This is a genomic window from Hydrogenobacter sp. T-2 (assembly GCF_033971325.1).
Classification (GTDB): domain Bacteria; phylum Aquificota; class Aquificia; order Aquificales; family Aquificaceae; genus Pampinifervens; species Pampinifervens diazotrophicum.
Genome location: NZ_CP117180.1, coordinates 842,128 through 862,264, shown reverse-complemented (window position 1 = coordinate 862,264; position 20,137 = coordinate 842,128). Strand labels below are relative to the sequence as shown.

Sequence of the window (20,137 nt, the reverse complement as noted above, 5' to 3'; positions counted from 1 at the left end):
TAATGCGTAGATTTTTCGTGGACATTCCACAGGAGATGTGGCGGAGCTATCATTGGCAGATACAAAACAGGATAAAAACTAAGGAAGAGCTAAAAAGATACATAAGGCTTACGCCAGAGGAAGAAAAGGGCATATACCAGACCATAGACTTGTATCCTATGGCTATAACACCCTACTACCTTTCTCTTATAGACCCTGAGGACCCACAAGACCCCATTAGGCTTCAGGCTATTCCAAGGGCGGTGGAGGTGGAGGAAAGGGTGCAGTCTATGGGAGAGCCAGACCCCTTTAGAGAGGAGGGACATATCCCAGGTCTTACTCATAGGTATCCCGACAGGGTGCTTTTTACCTTGACTACCTTCTGTGCGGTCTATTGCAGGCACTGTATGAGGAAAAGGATTTTTCAGGAAGGAGAAAGGTCAAGGACAAAGGAGGAGATAGATAGGTTTTTAGAGTATGTGAGAAGACACGAAGAAATAAGGGATGTGCTGATATCTGGTGGAGAGCCCCTTTCTGTAAGTAATGAGAAGTTAGAGTATGTGCTTTCTAACCTACGAAGAATTCCACACGTGGAGATTCTCAGAATTGGCACGAGGCTTCCCGTTCTTGCACCTCAGAGGTTCTTTGATGAGGAGCTTTTGCGTATCCTTGAAAAATACTCACCCATATGGGTAAATACCCACTTTAACCACCCTAAGGAGATAACCGAAGAGTCCGCAGAGGCTGTGGAAAGGCTTCTTAGGCACGGAGTGCCCGTCAATAACCAAACAGTTCTGCTAAAGGGTGTAAACGACAATCCGCAGGTAATGTTAGAGCTTATGAGAAGTCTTCTCAGAATAAAAGTAAGACCTGTTTATCTTTTTCACTGCGACCCAATAAAGGGTGCAGTGCACTTTAGGACAAGCCTCGAGAAAGGTCTTGAGATAATGGAGTATCTCAGAGGCAGAATTTCTGGAATGGGTATACCCACCTACGCAGTGGACCTTCCGGGAGGAAGGGGTAAAGTTCCCATAAGCCCCAACTACATACTGAGCGTGGCTGGAGACACCTACACCTTCAAAAGCCCCTTAGAGGGCATTGTGGAGTATACCATAAGGGATGCGGAAGTATATTAAAAGCCTCGCGCTTTCTTTCTTAGATGCCTTTAGAGAAAACCTCGGATATCACAGTGCATCCCTTACCTATCAGTTTCTTACTGTCATAGGCTCTGTGATAATGCTTCTTGGGTTTATGTCCATGTATTTGCCTTTTCTTGAGCCTTCAAGGGTTTATGAGTATGTAAAGGACTTTCTTCCTTCTTACGCGGAGCTAATCTTTGACAAACTTCTTCCCGTGTATGATAAAAGGGCTTCTGGGTCTCTCTTGTCTGTTGCCCTTGCCTATTACTTTGCACTTTCCTTTGCAAAAACCCTAAACTTTTCCTTCTCTATGGTCTACAAGAAAAAGCCTTTGGAAAGTGAGTTAGCCTTTTGGGTCTTTATGCCACTTGTTCTCATACTTTATGCAACCGCCTTGTCTTTTGGCTTAGCCCTTTTAGCCATAGCCAAGTCCTTTCTTGAGGGTATATACCAAAGATTAACAGAGCTTGCCAACTTCCTACTTCTCTTTCTTCTGGTTAGCATGCTGTATTCCCTATACTTTCGCCCAAGAGGCTTTACCCTTTTGTCTTCCGCCTTTACTTCTTTTTTACTTTTTATACTCAACAAGGTCTTTTCCATAGTGGTTGTAAAGCTAATAAGTGCAAGCCCACTTTATAGTGTAATTGGCTCACCCCTTTTGTTTCTTGTTTGGCTATATTACTCCTTTTTCTGCCTTCTTCTTGGTATTTGTTTTCTAAGGAGATTAGACGAGCCTCTCCAGTAGGTTGTTAGCACCGTTGAGCTTCTGGTAAGCGGAGGACAAAACGTAGTATATCTGTTCGCCCTCTGCTATAGAGAGGTCATAAAGGGTTATGCTAAGGTCCTTTAGCACTTGGTAGAGGGTCGTGTATAGGCTTTCGTCCAACTTCTTTTCTGGGTTTGGTATCTCCTTGTAAGTTTTCATTATGTAATCACACATGCCCTTTATACTCTTGGCTATATTGAGTATCTCTGGGTCATGGGCATATAGCTGTAATACCTCTTGGTATCTCTCCTCTATCTCCTGAGCGGTGCTTTTGAAGAGCAGGTTTTCCAAGAAGAAAACTTCCTTCTCCATCCTTAGACCCTCCTGTATAAATATGGTCTATTGAGAGGAAATTTCAACTGAGATTTTTGTGAAGAAATAGGAGAATTTCCTCAAGGCTGTTTGCCTGCGTTAGCCCCTCAATCTTGTGGGTTTTGTAACCTATTATGGGTTTTTTGAGAATAAGGGCGTAGGCAATCTCAGAAAATGTTCCCCAGTTTCCACCTATTGCAACCACCACATCACCACTTGCCACCACCAAAGGGTTTCTATTCCAACCCATGCCCGTTCTTATCCTTATATCCACGTAAGGGTTTGCCTCCTCTCCTTCGTAAGAGGGTAAAATTCCCACTGTAAGACCTCCCTCTTCCTTAGCACCTTTACACACCGCCTCCATAACACCACCACGCCCTCCACAAACCACCACAAGACCCATCTTGGCTATTTCCTTTCCAAGCCTGTATGCAAAAAGGTATTCTTCCTCCTCTGGCTTTGCGGAAGAAGAACCAATGACTGCCACTTGCTTCTTCATTTTGAGCTAAATATGGATTTTATCAAATCCACAAAGGTAGGATTTAGAAGTGTCAAACCTAGTAAAACAAGACCTATGAGGACTTTAAGATATACCTCAAGCCTATCAATTCTTGCTTCAATTTCGTCAATTTTATTTTCCAACTCCAACTTTACCATCTGCAGCTCCGCCTTTTTAACCAGCTCCTTAGTCAATTCCTTCTTTATCTCCGCCTTGAGAATAAGCTTTCTCCTAAAATCTTTGCCACCTTGTCTGCCTTTTCCTTGCCTAATTCCTTTTGCTTTTAATTATACACCTTTACACCTTTTGCCTCTAAGAGCCCCTTCAGATACTGTCCTGTGTAAGAATTTGGGTTTTGTGCTATGGCCTCTGGAGTTCCCACCGCCACCACATAGCCTCCCCTTTCTCCTCCCTCTGGACCAAGGTCTATAACCCAATCCGCACACTTTATCACGTCAAGGTTATGTTCTATAACCACCACCGTGTTTCCTCTCTCCACGAGCCTTTGGAGTATGTCTATTAGCTTTTTCACATCGTCCATATGTAAACCTGTGGTAGGTTCATCTAAGAGGTATAGGGTTTTTCCGCTTTCCTTTTTAGAGAGCTCTCTGGCAAGCTTTATCCTTTGGGCTTCGCCTCCAGAAAGGGTTGTGGCAGGCTGTCCCAGCTTTATGTAGCCAAGACCTATATCCCTTAGGAGCTGTAGCTTTCTTTTTATCACTGGCACATTTTCAAAAAACTCATAGGCTTCGTCCACGGTCATATCAAGCACGTCAGCGATGTTTTTGCCCTTATAGAGAATATCCAAAGTCTCCCTGTTATACCTTTTACCCTTACATACATCACATGGCACATAAACAGGTGGTAAGAAGTGCATTTCCACTTTTATCACCCCCTCTCCTTGACAGGCTTCACATCTGCCTCCCTTTACGTTAAAGGAAAACCTGCCTGCGTTGTAGCCTCTCGCCCTGGCTTCTGGCGTTTGTGCAAAAAGTTCCCTTATATGGTCAAAGACCTTTGTGTAGGTAGCTGGGTTTGACCTGGGAGTCCTTCCTATGGGAGATTGGTCTATGTTAATAACCCTGTCAAAGTATTCAAGCCCTTCTATCCTATCAAAGCCCTCTACCTCTGCAGTGCCACCGTAAAAGACCGCCCTTGCATACTCCCAGAGGATGTCGTATATGAGGGTAGACTTTCCACTGCCAGACACTCCTGTTATACACACAAATAAGCCCACCGGAATTTCCACTGTTATATTCTTTAGGTTGTGCTTTCTTGCACCCACTATCCTTAGCCATCTACCCTCTGGTTTTCTCCTTATGGCAGGGACTTCTATGGAGAGCCTTTTAGAGAGGTAAGCACCCGTCAAAGACTTCTCGTGAGAGAGCATTTCCTCCACAGTGCCACAAAAGACCACCTGACCACCTTCCTTACCAGCCCCTGGACCCATATCTATTACCCAGTCCGCACTTAGGATAGTCTCTGGGTCGTGTTCTACCACTATAACTGTGTTGCCCAAGTCCCTTAGGTCTTTCAGGGTCTTTATGAGCTTGTCTGTGTCCCTCGGGTGAAGTCCTATGGAGGGCTCATCCAAGACATACAGCACACCCGTGAGCTTTGAGCCTATTTGTGTTGCAAGCCTTATGCGTTGCATCTCTCCACCAGAGAGGGTGACCGCACTTCGTGCCAAGTCAAGATAATCCAAACCCACATTTAGGAGAAAGCCAAGCCTGTCTGATATTTCCTTTATAAGCCTTTCCGCCACAAGCAGGTCTTTGCCACTGAGTTTTTTAGGTAGGTTGTCAAAAAACTCTTTGGCTTGCCTTATGGGCATGCGTGCAACGTCCCAGATGCTTTTACCATCCACCAAAACCGCAAGGGCTTCTGGTCTTAACCTTGTACCCTTACACTCTGGACAGGGTTTTTCTCTTATAAACTCCGATATTTCCTCTCTTAGTTTTTCTGACTCTTCTTCCAAAAACCTCCTCTCAAGGTGCCTTACAATACCCTCAAAGTTTCCACCCTCAATAGACCCACCGTATAGGAGCAAACTTCTTACACTTTGGGGCAGGTCTCCAAAGGGTGTTCTTGGGTCGTATCCCAGTTTTCTAAGCAGGTTCATAACAGGATATCTTAGATAGTCAAAATAGGCGGAATCCGTTATGCGAAAGGCATCCACCGCAGGCTCTCTCTCATCCACAAGAAGTTTCACATTCACTTCCCATTTCACACCCAGACCCTTACAGGCAGGACAAGCACCGTAGGGAGAATTAAAGGAGAAAAGTCTTGGAGAAAGCTCAGGGATAGAAAAGCCATGGTCTGGGCAGGTAAGGTGTTCGCTGAAAAGCTCTTCTCTTTGGCTCTCCACATCCTCAACCTTTAAGAGCCCCTTTGATAGCTCAAGGGATTTTTCCATGGCTGTCAACAGCCTTGCCCTCTCTTCCTCTTCCAAGGTTAGCCTGTCCACTACGAGGTCTATGTGGTGCTTTTTGTTTTTGTCAAGGGGTGGCACTTCCAAAATCCTCATGTATTCTCCGTCCACCTTAACCCTTGAAAAGCCCATCCTGTCAAGCTCCTTGAAAAGCTCTCTGAACTCACCCTTTTTGCCTCTTACGAGAGGAGAAAGGACTGCTATCCTTCTGTTTTGGTATTTTTCCCAGACCTTTTCCAATATCTCATGAGCGGATAGCCCCTCTAAGAGCCTTCCACACTCAGGACAGTGAGGCTTTCCTATGTTTGCCCAGAGCACACGCATATAGTCGTATATCTCCGTGACAGTTCCCACAGTAGACCGTGGGTTTTTGGAGGTGGTCTTTTGGTCTATGGCTATTGCAGGCGAAAGCCCCTCTATTATGTCCACTTCAGGCTTTTCCATTATGCCAAGAAACTGTCTGGCGTAAGAGGAAAGGGACTCCACATACCTTCTTTGACCCTCTGCGTAAATGGTGTCAAAAGCCAGAGTGGACTTGCCAGAGCCAGAGGGTCCAGTTATAACCACTAACTTGTTTTTAGGTATGTCAAGGTTTATATTTTTTAGATTGTGCTGGCGTGCTCCTCTTATAACAATCTTGTCAAATTTCATAGCAGTGGCAGTGTATTTGGGAGGGTTTTTTGTCCTTCTTTGTAGGGTGATATTTGAAAAGGCACAAGAGGGCTTTTGCCTTCAAGAAGTTCCTTAAGTGTGATTATTTGGAGTTTAGGGAAGTTTCTTTTTGTGATAGGGCAGGTGTAGTATCCTCCTTGCAGTGCCTCTTCTTGCATAGGTTTAGTAGGTTCTTCAAGAGTTATAAAAATACCCATCTGTGCCTTTTCCCTTTCTACCACAGCCTTTAGCTCCCTTATGTCCTTTACCGAAACCTTTCCACTTTTTACCTGCACTATTGCCTTACCTATCTTATCCTTGTCCATATAAAAATAGATAACCCCGTCAATACCCTTGTCCGCACCCCTTTTCTTGTCTATATAAGGTCTTGCGGATACAAGAGACATAGCCCAGTATTGGAATTGAAACCTGTCTTGCTCTGCCAAGGCTCTTGCACCACTCAAGTCCTTTGGCTCTCCAATAACCTTGTAATCCTTACCTGCATCAAGTCCAAAGGTGTTCTTTAATCTCCACTTTATGAGGTTTATGGCAAGATGCGTTATATCTATGCCAATCCAATGTCTATTTAGCCTCTGGGCTACCGCTATGGTAGTCCCACATCCACAAAAAGGGTCAAGCACCACATCCCCTTCCTTTGAACTGGCAAGGATTATTCTTTCAAGCAGTTTCTCTGGCTTTTGTGTGGGATAACCAAGTCTTTCTTTTGCTTGGGAGTTGATTATGGGAATCTCCCACCAATCTTCTGGCACTTTATCCAAGGGATTTCCCTTAGCTTTCCTTCCAAAGGATATGGTTCCTCTTTCTATTTGCTTGCGTGTTCTTTCAGAATACTGTATCCTCACTGCATCAGCATAGAACCTATATTCATCACTCTTTGAGTAGAAGAGTATCACGTCGTGCTTCTTTCTGAAGTATCTTTCTGTCTTCCCAGAGGGGTCCTTATAACACCAAACTATCTCATTCCTAAAGTTTTTGTGTCCAAAAATAGTATCCATAAGCACCTTAAGATAGTGGCTCGCATTTGGGTCGCAGTGCAAGTATATACTTCCTGTGGGTTTAAGCACTCTCTTTAACTCCAAAAGCCTCGCACACATCATAGTAAGGTAAGCCATCATATCGTTGCGTTTTATAAAGTTTCTAAAAGCCTGAAGCATATCCACAACTTGACCTGGTCCGGTCTGGACTATCTCATGAAAAGTTTTTTCTGTCTCCTCTGTCCAGTGCCATGTGTCCTCAAAGGCGGTTATTTGTGCCTTAGATAGCCCTCCTGTGGGCTCACGAAAAAGCACATTGTAGTCCGCTTTTGAATTAAAGGGAGGGTCAAGATAAATAAGGTCTACAGACTCATCTGGTATGTAGTTCCTTAGGACTTCAAGGTTATCTCCGTAGTAGAGGACGTTTTCCATAGCTGTAAGTTTTAAAGTATAATATAACTTTTAATGCCAAGAGGAACAAACATAAAAAAGATACTCATCATAGGCTCGGGACCCATAGTGATTGGTCAAGCAGCGGAGTTTGACTACTCTGGCACTCAGGCATGTAAAGCACTTTTGCAAGAGGGATATGAGATAGTTTTGGTTAACTCCAACCCAGCCACCATAATGACAGACCCCCAGTTTGCTCACAGGACTTATATAGAACCACTTACTGTGGAGGTGCTGGAGGAGATAATAAGTGTAGAAAGACCCGACGCACTACTTCCCACACTGGGAGGTCAAACTGCTCTTAACCTTGCGGTAAGGCTCTATGAGGAGGGTATATTGGAAAAATACGGTGTTAGGCTCATAGGTGCCAACTATTCTGCAATTAAAAAGGGTGAAGACAGAGACCTCTTTAGAAAGTCTATGGAGAGAATAGGACTAAAAGTCCCACCAAGCGTGGTAGTCTCTTCTTTGCAAGAAGCCATAGAAAAGGTCAAAGAGGTAGGCTTTCCTGCCATACTTAGACCCGCCTTTACCCTTGGTGGCACCGGAGGCTCTATAGCCTACAACATGGAAGAGTTCAAAGAAAAGGTAGAAATAGCCCTCAAAACCTCTCCCATACACCAAGTGCTTATAGACAAGTCCCTTATAGGTTGGAAGGAGTTTGAGTTTGAGGTAATAAGAGACTCAAAGGACAATGTGATAATTGTCTGTAGCATTGAAAACTTTGACCCTATGGGTGTGCATACAGGAGATTCCATTACGGTAGCACCAGCCCAGACCCTTACAGACAAGGAATACCAAATACTCAGGGATGCCTGCATTGAGATAATGAGAGAGATAGGCGTGGACACGGGAGGCTCTAACATACAGTTTGCGGTAAACCCAGAGACAGGAGATTTTTACGTAATAGAGATGAACCCAAGGGTTTCAAGGTCTTCCGCTTTGGCTTCTAAGGCTACTGGCTTTCCCATAGCAAAGGTCGCTGCCAAGTTGGCAGTAGGATATACCCTTGATGAGTTAAAGAATGACATAACACGTTTTACTCCTGCATCCTTTGAACCCTCTATAGACTATGTGGTAGTAAAAATCCCGCGCTTTGACTTTGCCAAGTTTCCAAGAACAGACAGAACACTGGGAACGATGATGAAGTCTGTGGGAGAGGTTATGGCAATTGGAAGAACCTTCAAGGAAGCCCTTGGTAAAGCCATAAGGAGTCTTGAACAAGATGTGTATGGTCTTGCCTTTCCAGACTACTCCATGCTGGAGGATGAGGAGATAAAGAGAGGTCTAAGAATACCTAACCCGAACAGACTTTGGTATATTTCTGGAGCTTTCAGAAAGGGCTATAGCGTGCAAGAAGTCTACGAACTTTCAAAGATAGACCCCTGGTTTCTGGAAAATATAAAGCAGATAGTGGAATTTGAAAAGGTTATAAAGGAAAAGGACTTGGACCCACAGACCCTAAGGCTTGCCAAAGAGATGGGCTATTCGGACTTGGAGATAGCAAAACTCAAAGGTATGGAGGAGCATGAGATAAGAAGTCTTAGGTATCAGTGGAACATAGTCCCAGCCTTCAAGGGCGTGGATACCTGTGCTGGAGAGTTTACCGCATACACGCCTTACTATTACTCAAGCTACGAAAGACCCTATTACACCCTTGAGGGTATGGAAATCCTTGATGAAGACTAAAGCTCAAGCTCCTCTGGATAAGGTTGGAGATAGGCTTGTGTGAGGAGATACTGGTTTTCAAATCTGTAGGCGTAGCTTTTTAGAAACTCCACAAGAAGCCTTCTGTCTACTACTCTCCTCTTGTAGTCCTCCACCAGCTTTAGAAAGTGTGCCTTCTCCGAGGGTTTGAAGTTTCTTGAAAGATGTCCGAAGATATGGAGTATGACGTTGGCATGTTGACCTATGGAGGGCTTCCTCTTAAGAGCCTCTAAGAAAAGCCTTCTATATTCTGCAAGAGTTTCTCTTAAGTTTTCTTCTCTTGCCTGTGCGGTAAGCCTTCCAAGTGCCTTTAACTTTACCTGAGAGTATGCCATTAAAAGATACTTATACCTTTGGTGAAAGTCCATAAGGTCTTTTACTTTTTCTATTCTCTTGAAACTTTCTCTGAGGTCTGCAATAGAAAAAAGCCTTGTGAGAAAATGCGTGCGTAGTTGTTCATCCCTTAACCTTCCCTCGTCCTCTACCGGTAGGTCTTCAAATCTTTCCAAAACCCTCATGGCAAAAAGCCCCTTTCCCTTTGAATGAAACTCTCTACCCTCTGGGTCTTTGTATACCTTTGTATTGGAAACCCCACAGGAGGGCGACTTGCTCTTTAGTATAAAGCCGTCCACCTCCGAAAGTCCCTTTAAAAACTTCTCCGAGAAGCTCTCCATCTTTTCTGTTAGCTCAAGACCCGTTGCAGGTTGAGAAAGACCAAAGGCATTATCTCTTCTATAGACTATTATCTTCTCTCTTGGAACGCCAAGACCTATAGCTATCTCTGGACAGACTTCTATAACTTCACAGTAAGGAAGAAGTTTAAGGACAAATTCATCCCTCACCTCCTGACCATTGTAGCGAACAGGTTTTAGATTTAAACAGGCACTGACTACTACTCTTGGCTTTGGGAACTGCCTCACATAAAGCATTTTACAAAAAGCCCCCAAAGGGGGCAAGGCTTTACTTAGGCATTATCACAGTGTCTATTACATGTATAACACCGTTGGAGGCTTCTATGTCTGTTTTTACTATGTTGGCATTGTCTATCTTAGCACCGCCTTTTAGGCTTATGGTAGCTTGTTGACCTTGAAGGGTCTTAACCTTTTGACCGTCCTTTAGGTCCTTTGAATAAACCTTGCCTTCCACTACGTGGTATAGAAGAACCTTCTTAAGTGCTTCCTTGTCCTTTAGAAGAGCATCCAGCTTGTCTTTTGGGACTTTTGCAAAGGCTTCGTCAGTGGGAGCAAAGACCGTAAAACAACACTTTGTGGCAAGGGTTTCTTCAAGACCTGCCTCTTTAACTGCGGTAAGAAGGGTCTTAAACTGACCTGCCTGCTGAGCGGTTTGGACTATGTTAGGCTTTGCGTCTGCCTTTTTGCGATCCTTTTCATGCATGCCAGCGACTGCAAGACCAAGGGCAAAGGAAAAAACTGCAGTGCCAAGAAGTGCCTTTTTGAAAAGAATGCTCTTAAACATGACTACACCTCCTTTTGGTTTGATGCTTAAAGAATAGCCTCAAGAGAAGGTCAAAGAAAGCGTGAATTTGTATGGTTGAATGCTATATTTTGACTGACTATCTGACCTAAAGCAAACTTAGATACCGCTATAATTTTACGCTAAGCTATGAAACTCTTCTTTGGTGGTAGCTTTGACCCAATACATATAGGTCATCTCTTAGTAGCAAGGGACACCCTTGAGCTTTTGGGCTTTGAAAGGGTAGTCTTTTTACCAGCTTATCAAGCACCTCTAAAGGAGCCACACAGGGCAAGTGCAGAGGATAGGTATAACATGGTGAGCCTTGCAATAGAAGGTTTTCAAGGCTTTGAGGTTAGCAGGATAGAAATAGAAAGAGGTGGAGTTTCTTATACAGTGGATACCGCAAGGGAATTACACAAAATTTTTGGACAAAAGCCTTATTTTCTTGTAGGAGCGGACAGTTTTTTGAGCCTTCACCTGTGGAAAAAGCCTAAGGAGCTTATTTCCCTTGCAGGTTTTGTGATAGTAGACAGAGAGGGCAGGTGGCAGGAGGTTAAAGGCTACATAAGGGAGCATTTTCCAGAGCTTAAAGAAGGAAGGGATTTCCACCTTGTTTTAGTTAGACGGGTAGATGTATCCTCAACAGAGATAAGGCAAAGGCTAAAAGAAGGCAAGAGCGTAAAATGGCTTGTGCCAGAAAAGGTGGAGGAGTATATACTTTCAAGGGGTCTTTATAGATAAGCTATGCCACCCTTTCGGTAGGCTTAAAGTTCTGCTCTTTTACAGTCCAACACTCTTTAAAAACCGCATAGGGGCACTTTTTCCTACAATACTCGTGGTCAAGCCTTTTGAAAAGCTCCACTATGGACCGACCCTTTGAGTCAAAGATGTGGTCTATGTTTATGTGTTTGTCCAAATCCACCTTCTCAAGAAGTGGGTATAGGGTGCATCCTATGTTTGCCATGGCTGGCTCTACACCCATAGCCCTTATCCTGTCCAAAAGTCTTACCAGCGTTAAACTGCCTGGTGCATCCATGTAGTTAACTGCCTCAAGGTCAAGAAGGACAAACTTGAGAGATTTTTTCCTCTCTTCCACCTTTTGAAGCACATGCTCATAAACATACTCCGCATTGCCAAAGTATATGGACATGTTGGGTCTTATGTAGAGTATTTGAGGACATTCCGGCAACTTCTCTCTTTCTGCGTTTACAAAGGTGGAAGACTGAGGGTTCCTTGTAAGCAGGACTATTCTTGGATACATGGTCTTGTATACAAAACTTCCAAAGGCTATGAGCGTTCCAAGGGTTATGGCAACCCACAGGTCCATGAAAAAGACGGTGGCAAAGGTCACACCAGCCACAATGCCGTCTACTGGGTTTATCCTATAGAGCTTTAGAATTTCCTGAGGTTTTATAAGGTTTATGACCGCAGAAAGCACTATGGCTGAGAGGGTAGCCTTGGGAAGATAGTAAAAGAGTGGAGCAAAGAAAAGCAGGGTCAATCCCACTGACAAGCCAGTTATTACGCTGGCTATGGGTGTTTTTGCTCCCAGCTGGAAGTTGAGGGCAGACCTTGAAAAAGAGCCACCCACAGGAAAGCCTTTAAAAAACCCAGCCACCACATTAGCAAGTCCTTGACCTATAAGTTCCTGGTTAGGGTCCCACTTGTCTCCTGCCTTTATGGCGAGTTGTTTGGCTATAGCTACTGCCTCCATAAGTCCAAAGGCGGATATAACAAGAGCACCCACCCACAGCTGAGAAAAAGTCCTGTAGTCCACAGAGGGAATTTCAAAGGAGGGTAGACCACTCGGCACGTTTCCTACTATGGAAACACCAAAGTTCTGAAGACCAAGAAAGTAAGAAGCTAAAGAGGTTATAAACACCGCCAAAAGAGCACCAGGCAGGAGGGGGCTTATCCTTCTTGAAATCCATATTATGGCATAGGCTACAACACCTATTATTAGAGTGTAAGGGTTTGTTAGAGATACCTTGCTAAATATATCTACCAACACCTCGTATATGTGCGTGCTCTGAGTTATCTTAAAGCCAAGAAGATGCCCTACTTGACTTAAGGCTATAACGAGAGCACCTGCACTGGTAAAGCCTACTATAACGCTCGTGGAAATAAGCTCTACCACAAAGGCGAGCCTTAGTATTCCCACTATAAGTCTTATAAAGCCTACCATCAAGGCAAGAACTCCTGCAAGGGCAATCCACCTTTCGCTTCCTGGCTCTGCCAAACCATACAAGGCGGATGCGGTAAGCAGGGCGGTCATGGCGACTGGACCTGTAGCCAGAAACCTTGAGCTTCCAAAGAGTGCAGCTACAATAACAGGAAGAAATGAGGCATACAGTCCGTATATGGGTGGCATGCCTGCCAAAAGGGCATAAGCCATAGATTGAGGCACAAGCACCGCAGCTACCGTAAGTCCAGCTATAAGGTCTCTGGTAAACTTATCCTTGTCATAATCCCTTAGCCATGGGAGGAAGGGTGCGAGGTCAAAGGTTATGTTTATTTTCATAGCTTTACCCTTTTCGCGTTAGCTTTCATTAGCTGAACCTCTTTTAAAGCACTAAGCAAGTCCATCCCCTCTGCGTATAGCTTGAGAGCCTCTTCCAGCTCCCTTTTACCCTCTACTTTGAAGAGCCTGTCCTCAATTATAGTCCTTAAACTCTTAGCCACAAGCTCCCTGCTTACTCCGAAGTTGTATTCAAGAATATACGCCAGCTCAAGAATAGTGTAGTTGGAGAGGAAAATCTTACCCTTTTTTCTTTCTACCTCTTTAAAGTATCTCTCCAAAGCCTCTGAGGCTTCTCCCTTAGTTAGAAAATCTATAAGCTCCTGTGTGTCTATTGCATCCATTCGGGAGGAACTCCCACGTTGTCTCTTAACTGTCCATTGCCAAAAACTATAAACTTCTCAATGGTTAGCTCCTCAAGAGCCATCGGACCTCTTGCGTGAATTTTGTCGGTAGATATACCCATCTCCGCACCAAGACCAAACTCGTTGCCATCAGTAAAGCGTGTGGAAGCGTTCACATAAACCGCTGCGGAGTCTACCTCCTTTATGAACTTCATGGCTTTTGTATAGTTTTCCGTTATTATGGCATCAGAGTGCTTTGAGCCATATTTTTCTATAAACTCTATGGCTTCCTCAAGGCTTTCTACCGTTTTAACCGCCAGTATGAGGTCAAGAAACTCCTCATAGTAATCCTCCTCTGTAGCGGGGACAGCCTTTACATGAGAAAGCTCAGGTCTGGACTTTATCACTTCAAGGCTTTCTGGGTCGCACCTTAGCTCCACTCCTGCCTTTCCTAAGATATCCGCCATCTTTACCCAGAAGGTATTTAAAAGACTTTTGTGGATTATAAGGTTTTCCACCGCATTACAGACAGAGGGTCTTTGAACCTTTGCGTTGTAGACAATATGGTAAGCCTTTGTAAGGTCCGCCTCCTCATCCACGTATATGTTGCAAACTCCCTTGTAATGCTTTATAACTGGCACCTTTGCCTTTTCCGCAACCGCCCTTATGAGACTCTCACCGCCCCTTGGAATTGCCACGTCCACCTTGCCCTCCATACCCAGTATCTCCCACACTATCTCCCTCTCTGGTCTATCTATAAATTGAACCGCTTCCTCTGGAAAGCCCGTTTCCCTGCATGCCTGACGCAAGATTTCCACAAGAGCCCTGTTGGAGTTTATGGCCTCCTTTCCACCCCTTAGGATTACAGCGTTTGAAGACTTCATACACAGAGAGGCAGCTTCTATAGTGACGTTAGGTCTTGCCTCGTAGACAATAAAGATAACTCCAAGAGGAACACGCATTTTACCCACCTGAAGACCATTAGGACGCGTCCACATGCGCGTTATCTCTCCCACAGGGTCTGGCAAAGAAGCCACATCCCTAAGAACCTTAACCATACCCTCTATTCGTTTGTCGTTAAGCAAAAGCCTATCTATTAAAGCAGGTGAAAGCCCTTGAGATTTTGCGTATTCTATGTCCTTTTGATTTTCTTCCTTTATATAGTCCTTCCTTTCCTGCAGTAGCTCCGCAGCCCTCAAGAGGGTATGGTTTTTTATATCCGTTGTCAAGGACATTAAACTTCTTAAGGTAGAACGAGCAAGGTTTACCTTCTCCTCTGCGTATTTTCTTAGCTCCTCCATAATTTAAATTATAACAGTTTCTCATAAAGAGCTTTAAGAGCTTGCAAACTTTCCTCGTAGCTCACCTTTTGTTCCACACCTTGTCTGAAAAACTCTCTTATGCCCTCTTGGTTTTTTACCACCTTATCCACAAGAGGATTACTACCTTGAGTATATAGACCAAGATACACCATATCCTCTAAGGATTCGTAGGCACTTAGCACCTCTCTTATATACATAGCCCTTTGCATGTGTTCTTTGCTTACCACCTGAGGCATTAACCTACTTAAGCTCCTGACTGGGTCTATAGCTGGGTATATGCCTGCGTTTGCCCTCTTTCTTGAAAGTATTATATGCCCGTCAAGGACACCCATAAGAGAGTCCGCCACAGGGTCAAGACTAATATCATCGCCCTCTACAAGAACGCTAAAAATTCCAGTTATACTACCCTTTTTGAAATTGCCACAGTTTTCTACCACCTTTGAAAGTAGATAAAAGACTGATGGTGTGTAGCCCTTCATAGTTGGTGGCTCACCCGCAGAGAGCCCCACTTCCCTTTGAGCCATTGCCAACCTCGTTATAGAGTCCATAACCAACAAAACATGCATGCCCTTGCTTGCAAGATACCTCGCATGCACAAGAGAACTTATAGCACCCTTTACCTTTAGTATAGGTGTCTGGTCTGAGGTGGTAACCACTATTATGCTCTTTTTTCTCCCTTCCTCTCCAAGCACGTCCTCCACAAACTCCCTGACCTCCCTTCCACGCTCTCCTATGAGGGCAAGGACAACCGCGTCTACTTTGCTATTTTTTACTATCATACCCAAAAGGGTGCTCTTGCCTACCCCAGCTCCTGCAAATATACCCACCTTTTGTCCTTTACCTAAGGTAAGAAGTGCATTTATAGACCTTATACCACAGTCAAAAACATCGCCTATTTTTTCTCTCTCTAAAGGGTTTATGTCCTCTAACAGTATAGGTTTTTTCTCGCCTTTGGGTAAGGAACCATCCACGAGACGTCTCCCAAAGGGGTCAAGGAGCTCTCCAAGAAGACCTTCCCCCACCACTGTAGAAACATGCTCTTTTCTTATCCACGCCTTATCGCCTGCCTTTACACCGTGGGCTAAGCTAAAGGGCATTATGATGCATCTATCTTCACTAAAGCCAATTATTTCCCCCTCTATAGGCTTGTTTCTCTGAGGGTATATGACCACATGGTCTCCTACCGCTCCTTCCGTGTTGTAGGCTTCAAGGTAGACACCGCTTGCTTTGTATACCTTATGGTATAACCTAAATAGTCCCTCCATTTTTTAAATCCTCTAAAAGGTCTGCTATTATGTCCTCGTAGCGTCTCTCTAGCCAAAGCTTTGGTGTTTCTATAAGAAGCTCTCCTTCCTTTAGTTCTTCCTTTACTGTAAGGCTTAATTGCACTCCATCACCCAACCTTTGCTTTAAATCTTCTAAATAAGGAGATATCCTTTGAAAATCCTTAGGGCTAAGGTATATAACCACTTGACCTTTAAGCTCAACACCAGATTCAAGCACCTTTGACAAGACCCTAAGCACAAGGTCTTCCTTTGGCATAAGGTCTGTGAGGATAAGCCTTTTGACAAGCCCAAGGGTAAGTTCGATCACTTCCTCTCGTATATCGGTCTTTACCTCCTTGAAAGTTTCCATGAGCCTCTCTGATAAGGTTTCAATTAGTTTTTCTACAGCCCTTTTCTCATCAAGGTCTCTTAAAAGAGTCTCTCTCTCCTCCAAGAGTTTAGCCCTTTCCCTATCAAGGCTTTCTAACTGAGACCTCAGGCTTTTAATCTCCTCTTCCAGTTTTTCTCTTTCCTCTTGGCACTTTGATTGAAGTTCCTCACAAGGGTCTTTCATATCCTTTTCAGTTTCTCTATGCTGTGTGGTTTCCTGCTCGCTCTCGGTTTGCATGTTATGAAGGTAGTGAAGAGGCTTGAATTCCTCCTTAGACATAGGTCTCCCCGCCTGTCAAATCTATTATGCCCTGGTCTGCAAGATTCTTTATGACCTGTATGACTTGCTTTTGGGCCTTTTCTACTTCAGAGGCTCTCACAGGTCCAAGGGATTCCATGTCCTCCCTCATTATGTCCGCAGCCTTCTTGGACATGTTGGAAAAGAACTTTTCCCTTATATCTTCGGGTGCTCCCTTTAGAGCCACTATGAGCGTGCTTTTTTCTACAGCCTTGAGTATCTCCACAATCGCCCTGTTGTCAAGTTTTCTTATATCTTCAAAGGTAAACATTTTTTCCTTTATCTTCTCCGAGAGATATGGGTCTTCTTCGTCCAACTTTGCCAATATCTTGTTTGTGGTGTCCCTGTCAAGCATGTTTAAAAGTTCTGCGGTAAGGGTTATACCCTCCATCTTCTGCATAATACCGCTTATACCCATGCCTTTTATCTCCTCCGCAAGGACTTCTATGAGCTCGCCAAAGAACTCAGGAGATATATTTTCAAGGGTTGCGAGCCTTTTTACAACCTCTATGCTTAGAGTGTCTGGAAGAAGTTTAAGTATTTCTGCGGACTTATTGGGGTTTAACTGAGAGAGAACAACCGCTATGGTCTGGGGATGTTCACTCATAAGTATATTAGCCAGTATTTTACCGTCAACTCTTTCAAGCTCTTGAAAACTCTTTATAAGGGTTGAACTGCTAAGAAACTCGTATATCTTCGCAAACTTGTCTGGCGGGAGAGCTTTCCTTGCGAACTCAAGAAGGGCATCTATATCAGGAGTTATGAAGGAAGTTGCCTTGTATTCCTCTATGAATTCTTTTGCCACCTCCTCTATGTCCTTAAGTGTTATACCTTCAAGGTTTGTAGCATGAAGAAGCACCTCCTGAATTTCATCGTCGGAAAGCTCTTTCATTACCTCTACTGCGACCTGTGGAGGCATAGCCATGAGGAGTATGGCAGCCTTTTGTGCCTTGCTTAGTTTACTCCTGGCTTCAGGCATGTATAATAGTTTAAGACTTTTTGAGATAAGTCATCAAATCCACAGTATAGAGCATATAATTTATAGGTATGATTCCAAGGGTTTATTTAGGTGTAGAGTGGATAGGTGCAGACAGAATCTTGTCCCAATATAAAGTGCCAGAGGATTGTGGTGCGGGACTTGTTTTCTTAGGTATAGCCAGGTCCGCACCAGAGGATGGAGATGTTGTGGAGCTTCATTACGAAGCCTTTCCCGAAATGGCTATAAGGGTCATGGAAGAGATAAGAGAGGAGACACTAAAAAACTTTCCTGTCAGGGAGGTTTTTATTCACCATAGGCTCGGTGTGGTAAAGGTGGGAGAGCCATCCTTTATGGTAGTGGTCTTTGGTGGACACAGAGACGAAACTTTTAGAGCCTGCAGGTATGCGGTGGACGAGGTTAAAAGGAGAGTGCCCATATGGAAAAAGGAAGTTTTCAAAAATGGCAGGGGTGAGTGGGTGCTTGGAGCATGATAAAGGACACCCTTGGAAGGGAGCTTCATGACCTTAGAATATCTGTAACAGACAGGTGCAACTTTCGGTGTAGTTTCTGTATGCCAGAAGGAGAAGAGTATGAATTCTTTAGGCGTGAAGAGATTCTTTCCTTTGAAGAGATTACCAAGTTCGTAATGGCTATAATTCCTCTTGGTGTAAAGAAGGTCAGGCTTACAGGCGGTGAGCCACTCTTGAGGAGAAACCTTGAAAGGCTTATAGCTTACCTATCTGAACTGCCTCTGGAAGACCTAAGCCTTACCACTAACGGCTTTCTTTTAAAAGAGAAGGCAAAGCTTCTAAAAGAAGCAGGACTTAAAAGAGTAACAGTGAGTCTTCATTCTCTCAAGGATGAAGTTTTCTCAAGGCTTGTAGGAAGAAAGGTAAAGGTTTACCAAATAATTGAGGGTATAGAAGAATCCCTAAAAGTAGGATTAACGCCAGTAAAGGTAAATGTATGTGTCATAAGGGGTATTAACCATACTGAAATAGTAGACATAGCACGTTTTTTCAAGTCAATGGGTGTGGTGGTAAGGTTTATAGAGTTTATGGATGTGGGAAATATAAATGGCTGGTCTTTAGAAAAGGTGTATTCCGCGAGAGAAATGTTGGAACTTCTTAGCAAACGCTTTGAGCTTGAACCTGTGGAAAAGTCCTATAGAGGAGAGGTAGCGGACAGATACAGGTATAAGGATGACGGTGTAGAGGTGGGCTTTATATCCTCTATAACCCAACCCTTTTGTGGAGACTGCAACAGACTCAGGCTTACCGCAGATGGAAAAGTGCTTACATGCCTATTTGCTCAAGACTGCTACGATGTTAAAGGTCTTATAAGAGGTAGTGCAAGTGATGAAGAGATAAGGGAGTTTATCAGTAAGATTTGGGCTTGGAGGTCTGACAGATACTCAGAGCAAAGGCTTGAATTCTTAGAAAATGGTATAATGCCAAGAAAGGTTGAGATGTTTAGGGTAGGAGGCTGAGGATGGTAGAGTATAGGCGGGTTGAGTTTCTTATAAACCCTCTAAAAAATAGGGTATGGGCTGTAAGTATGCCGGACGGAGAGCCTTTAACGGACATAATGTCTGTAAAAAGGGCGAGCTTTTGTATTGAAACCAAGGAACAATACTGGCTTAACTCTTTTGGAGGTGCTTACCATTTGACCATAAAAGAATCCCAGCCTTATGAAGAAGAGTTTGTAAAGTTTAAGGAACAGGCTCAACAGTATATGTGCATCTCCGGTTATGAAACCGCTCATCTTGAATATATTGGCGTATCACCCCTATCAAGTGAGCTAATTTTTGACGAGGAGAATCTTTTCAAAAAGTTAAACAAGGAAAGGTTAGAGGAGTTTAAAAGGTTTATGTCAGAGCTATGGGAATATGTGAAGGAGGAATGAGGTGCTAAGCAAGGAGCTTCTTGAGATACTTGCATGTCCAAAGTGTAAGGGAGACCTAACCTATGATGAAAAAAGAAACGTGCTTATATGCTTCAACTGTAAGATTTACTATCCCGTAGAGGAAGATATTCCTATCCTTCTTATAGAGTCCGCAAGACCTCTTGAAGAACTAAAAGAGGAACCTCAGACCACTTAGAAACTATTAAGGCTAATTCTCCCTTTCAAAGACCAAATATTTGATCACATAGTCATACATAGAAATGTATGCCAACAAAACAGAGACCCATAAAAGGATGTTAGCATAGTCTTGACCAAAGCACAGAGCTATAAGGGTTATAAACTCAAAAAAGGCCTTTGCTTTTCCAAGGTAGGATGCAGGCATGCTATAACCCTTTTCTACAGAGATACTCCTAAGAAAAGATACAGAAAGCTCCCTTATGAGAAGTAATATAAAGGGTAAAAGTCCTATTTCATGGGCGTATAGAAAGTAAGATAGTATACCAAGGACAAAAACCTTGTCCACGAGGGGGTCAAGGAGGATGCCCAATCTACTTACCTGATTGTTTCTTCTTGCTATCCCACCATCCAACCAATCAGAAATGCCCGCAACTATCACAAGAACTCCTGCAAAGTTTCTTTGTCCTTCTTGAAGAAGATAGAGAGTTGGAATGAGTAGAAAAAACCTAAAAAGGGTAATAGCGATTGGCATAT

At 43.8% G+C, this 20,137-nt stretch carries 22 protein-coding genes; 8 read left to right on the top strand and 14 right to left on the bottom strand.

What is annotated here, in order from left to right; all coding sequences use genetic code 11:
• The first annotated feature begins 2 nt into the window (after window positions 1-2).
• The gene (locus tag IAE16_RS05015; RefSeq protein WP_323699634.1) at window positions 3-1,115 is read left to right on the top strand and encodes a KamA family radical SAM protein; all 1,113 of its coding nucleotides are present in this window, start codon (window positions 3-5) and stop codon (window positions 1,113-1,115) included.
• Window positions 1,099-1,863 (top strand): YhjD/YihY/BrkB family envelope integrity protein, encoded by a 765-nt coding sequence (locus tag IAE16_RS05010; RefSeq protein ID WP_323699632.1) that lies wholly within the window; start codon window positions 1,099-1,101, stop codon window positions 1,861-1,863. Before IAE16_RS05015 ends, IAE16_RS05010 begins: the two co-directional genes overlap by 17 nt.
• On the opposite strand, the gene IAE16_RS05005 is transcribed toward IAE16_RS05010, so the two are convergent.
• The 5 genes from IAE16_RS05005 to IAE16_RS04985 all read right to left on the bottom strand — a co-directional run bounded on the left by IAE16_RS05005 (window position 1,843) and on the right by IAE16_RS04985 (window position 7,204).
• Window positions 1,843-2,196 (bottom strand): hypothetical protein, encoded by a 354-nt coding sequence (locus tag IAE16_RS05005; protein ID WP_323699630.1) that lies wholly within the window; start codon window positions 2,194-2,196, stop codon window positions 1,843-1,845. The two genes, IAE16_RS05010 and IAE16_RS05005, sit on opposite strands and share 21 nt — an antisense overlap.
• A 43-nt stretch (window positions 2,197-2,239) precedes the next feature.
• On the bottom strand, window positions 2,240-2,695 hold the full coding sequence (locus tag IAE16_RS05000; RefSeq protein ID WP_323699629.1) for a TIGR00725 family protein: 456 nt from the start codon (window positions 2,693-2,695) through the stop codon (window positions 2,240-2,242).
• Window positions 2,692-2,853, bottom strand: coding sequence for a hypothetical protein (locus IAE16_RS04995; protein ID WP_323699627.1), 162 nt, complete (start codon window positions 2,851-2,853; stop codon window positions 2,692-2,694). Before IAE16_RS04995 ends, IAE16_RS05000 begins: the two co-directional genes overlap by 4 nt.
• 125 nt (window positions 2,854-2,978) lie before the next feature.
• A complete protein-coding gene (gene uvrA, locus IAE16_RS04990) occupies window positions 2,979-5,777 on the bottom strand; it encodes an excinuclease ABC subunit UvrA (RefSeq protein ID WP_323699625.1) in 2,799 nt (932 codons plus the stop codon).
• The gene (locus IAE16_RS04985) at window positions 5,774-7,204 is read right to left on the bottom strand and encodes a DNA methyltransferase (protein ID WP_323699624.1); all 1,431 of its coding nucleotides are present in this window, start codon (window positions 7,202-7,204) and stop codon (window positions 5,774-5,776) included. Before IAE16_RS04985 ends, uvrA begins: the two co-directional genes overlap by 4 nt.
• Window positions 7,205-7,237: 33 nt before the next feature.
• On the opposite strand from IAE16_RS04985, the gene carB reads away from it, so the two are divergent.
• Window positions 7,238-8,911: a carbamoyl-phosphate synthase large subunit gene (gene carB, locus IAE16_RS04980; protein WP_323699622.1), complete on the top strand. Its 1,674-nt coding sequence runs from the start codon at window positions 7,238-7,240 to the stop codon at window positions 8,909-8,911.
• Here carB and IAE16_RS04975 read toward each other — a convergent pair.
• A complete protein-coding gene (locus tag IAE16_RS04975) occupies window positions 8,908-9,858 on the bottom strand; it encodes a YbgA family protein (RefSeq protein ID WP_323699620.1) in 951 nt (316 codons plus the stop codon). The genes carB and IAE16_RS04975 overlap by 4 nt on opposite strands.
• A gap of 31 nt (window positions 9,859-9,889) precedes the next feature.
• Window positions 9,890-10,405 (bottom strand): fasciclin domain-containing protein, encoded by a 516-nt coding sequence (locus IAE16_RS04970; protein WP_323699618.1) that lies wholly within the window; start codon window positions 10,403-10,405, stop codon window positions 9,890-9,892.
• A gap of 147 nt (window positions 10,406-10,552) precedes the next feature.
• On the opposite strand from IAE16_RS04970, the gene nadD reads away from it, so the two are divergent.
• A complete protein-coding gene (gene nadD, locus IAE16_RS04965) occupies window positions 10,553-11,146 on the top strand; it encodes a nicotinate-nucleotide adenylyltransferase (RefSeq protein ID WP_323699617.1) in 594 nt (197 codons plus the stop codon).
• A gap of 1 nt (window position 11,147) precedes the next feature.
• Here the strand turns inward: nadD and IAE16_RS04960 are convergent, their stop codons facing one another.
• The 6 genes from IAE16_RS04960 to fliG are packed head-to-tail and all read right to left on the bottom strand — an operon-like array spanning window position 11,148 to window position 17,521.
• A complete protein-coding gene (locus tag IAE16_RS04960; protein ID WP_323699616.1) occupies window positions 11,148-12,926 on the bottom strand; it encodes a SulP family inorganic anion transporter in 1,779 nt (592 codons plus the stop codon).
• Entirely contained in the window at window positions 12,923-13,267 is a 345-nt protein-coding gene (locus tag IAE16_RS04955) for a hypothetical protein (protein ID WP_323699614.1), read from the bottom strand. Before IAE16_RS04955 ends, IAE16_RS04960 begins: the two co-directional genes overlap by 4 nt.
• Window positions 13,255-14,568, bottom strand: coding sequence for a glutamate-5-semialdehyde dehydrogenase (locus IAE16_RS04950; RefSeq protein ID WP_323699613.1), 1,314 nt, complete (start codon window positions 14,566-14,568; stop codon window positions 13,255-13,257). The genes IAE16_RS04955 and IAE16_RS04950 overlap by 13 nt, the downstream gene beginning before the upstream one ends.
• Window positions 14,569-14,576: 8 nt before the next feature.
• Window positions 14,577-15,854: a FliI/YscN family ATPase gene (locus IAE16_RS04945; protein ID WP_323701624.1), complete on the bottom strand. Its 1,278-nt coding sequence runs from the start codon at window positions 15,852-15,854 to the stop codon at window positions 14,577-14,579.
• The gene (locus IAE16_RS04940) at window positions 15,838-16,524 is read right to left on the bottom strand and encodes a FliH/SctL family protein (RefSeq protein WP_323701623.1); all 687 of its coding nucleotides are present in this window, start codon (window positions 16,522-16,524) and stop codon (window positions 15,838-15,840) included. The genes IAE16_RS04945 and IAE16_RS04940 overlap by 17 nt, the downstream gene beginning before the upstream one ends.
• Window positions 16,517-17,521 (bottom strand): flagellar motor switch protein FliG, encoded by a 1,005-nt coding sequence (gene fliG / locus IAE16_RS04935; RefSeq protein WP_323701622.1) that lies wholly within the window; start codon window positions 17,519-17,521, stop codon window positions 16,517-16,519. The genes IAE16_RS04940 and fliG overlap by 8 nt, the downstream gene beginning before the upstream one ends.
• 68 nt (window positions 17,522-17,589) lie before the next feature.
• On the opposite strand from fliG, the gene IAE16_RS04930 reads away from it, so the two are divergent.
• Genes IAE16_RS04930 through IAE16_RS04915 form a run of 4 tightly spaced genes read left to right on the top strand, consistent with a single transcriptional unit; the run spans window position 17,590 to window position 19,622 of the window.
• Complete coding sequence (locus IAE16_RS04930; protein WP_323701621.1) at window positions 17,590-18,012, top strand: molybdenum cofactor biosynthesis protein MoaE; 423 nt, start codon at window positions 17,590-17,592, stop codon at window positions 18,010-18,012.
• Window positions 18,009-19,010 carry a GTP 3',8-cyclase MoaA gene (gene moaA / locus IAE16_RS04925; RefSeq protein WP_323701620.1) on the top strand — a complete coding sequence of 334 codons (1,002 nt, stop codon included), beginning with the start codon at window positions 18,009-18,011 and terminating at the stop codon, window positions 19,008-19,010. Before IAE16_RS04930 ends, moaA begins: the two co-directional genes overlap by 4 nt.
• A gap of 2 nt (window positions 19,011-19,012) precedes the next feature.
• Window positions 19,013-19,426, top strand: coding sequence for a hypothetical protein (locus tag IAE16_RS04920; protein ID WP_323701619.1), 414 nt, complete (start codon window positions 19,013-19,015; stop codon window positions 19,424-19,426).
• A gap of 1 nt (window position 19,427) precedes the next feature.
• On the top strand, window positions 19,428-19,622 hold the full coding sequence (locus IAE16_RS04915; RefSeq protein WP_323701618.1) for a Trm112 family protein: 195 nt from the start codon (window positions 19,428-19,430) through the stop codon (window positions 19,620-19,622).
• A gap of 12 nt (window positions 19,623-19,634) precedes the next feature.
• Here IAE16_RS04915 and pgsA read toward each other — a convergent pair whose 3' ends face one another.
• Window positions 19,635-20,135: a CDP-diacylglycerol--glycerol-3-phosphate 3-phosphatidyltransferase gene (gene pgsA, locus IAE16_RS04910; protein ID WP_323701617.1), complete on the bottom strand. Its 501-nt coding sequence runs from the start codon at window positions 20,133-20,135 to the stop codon at window positions 19,635-19,637.
• Window positions 20,136-20,137: the final 2 nt, after the last annotated feature.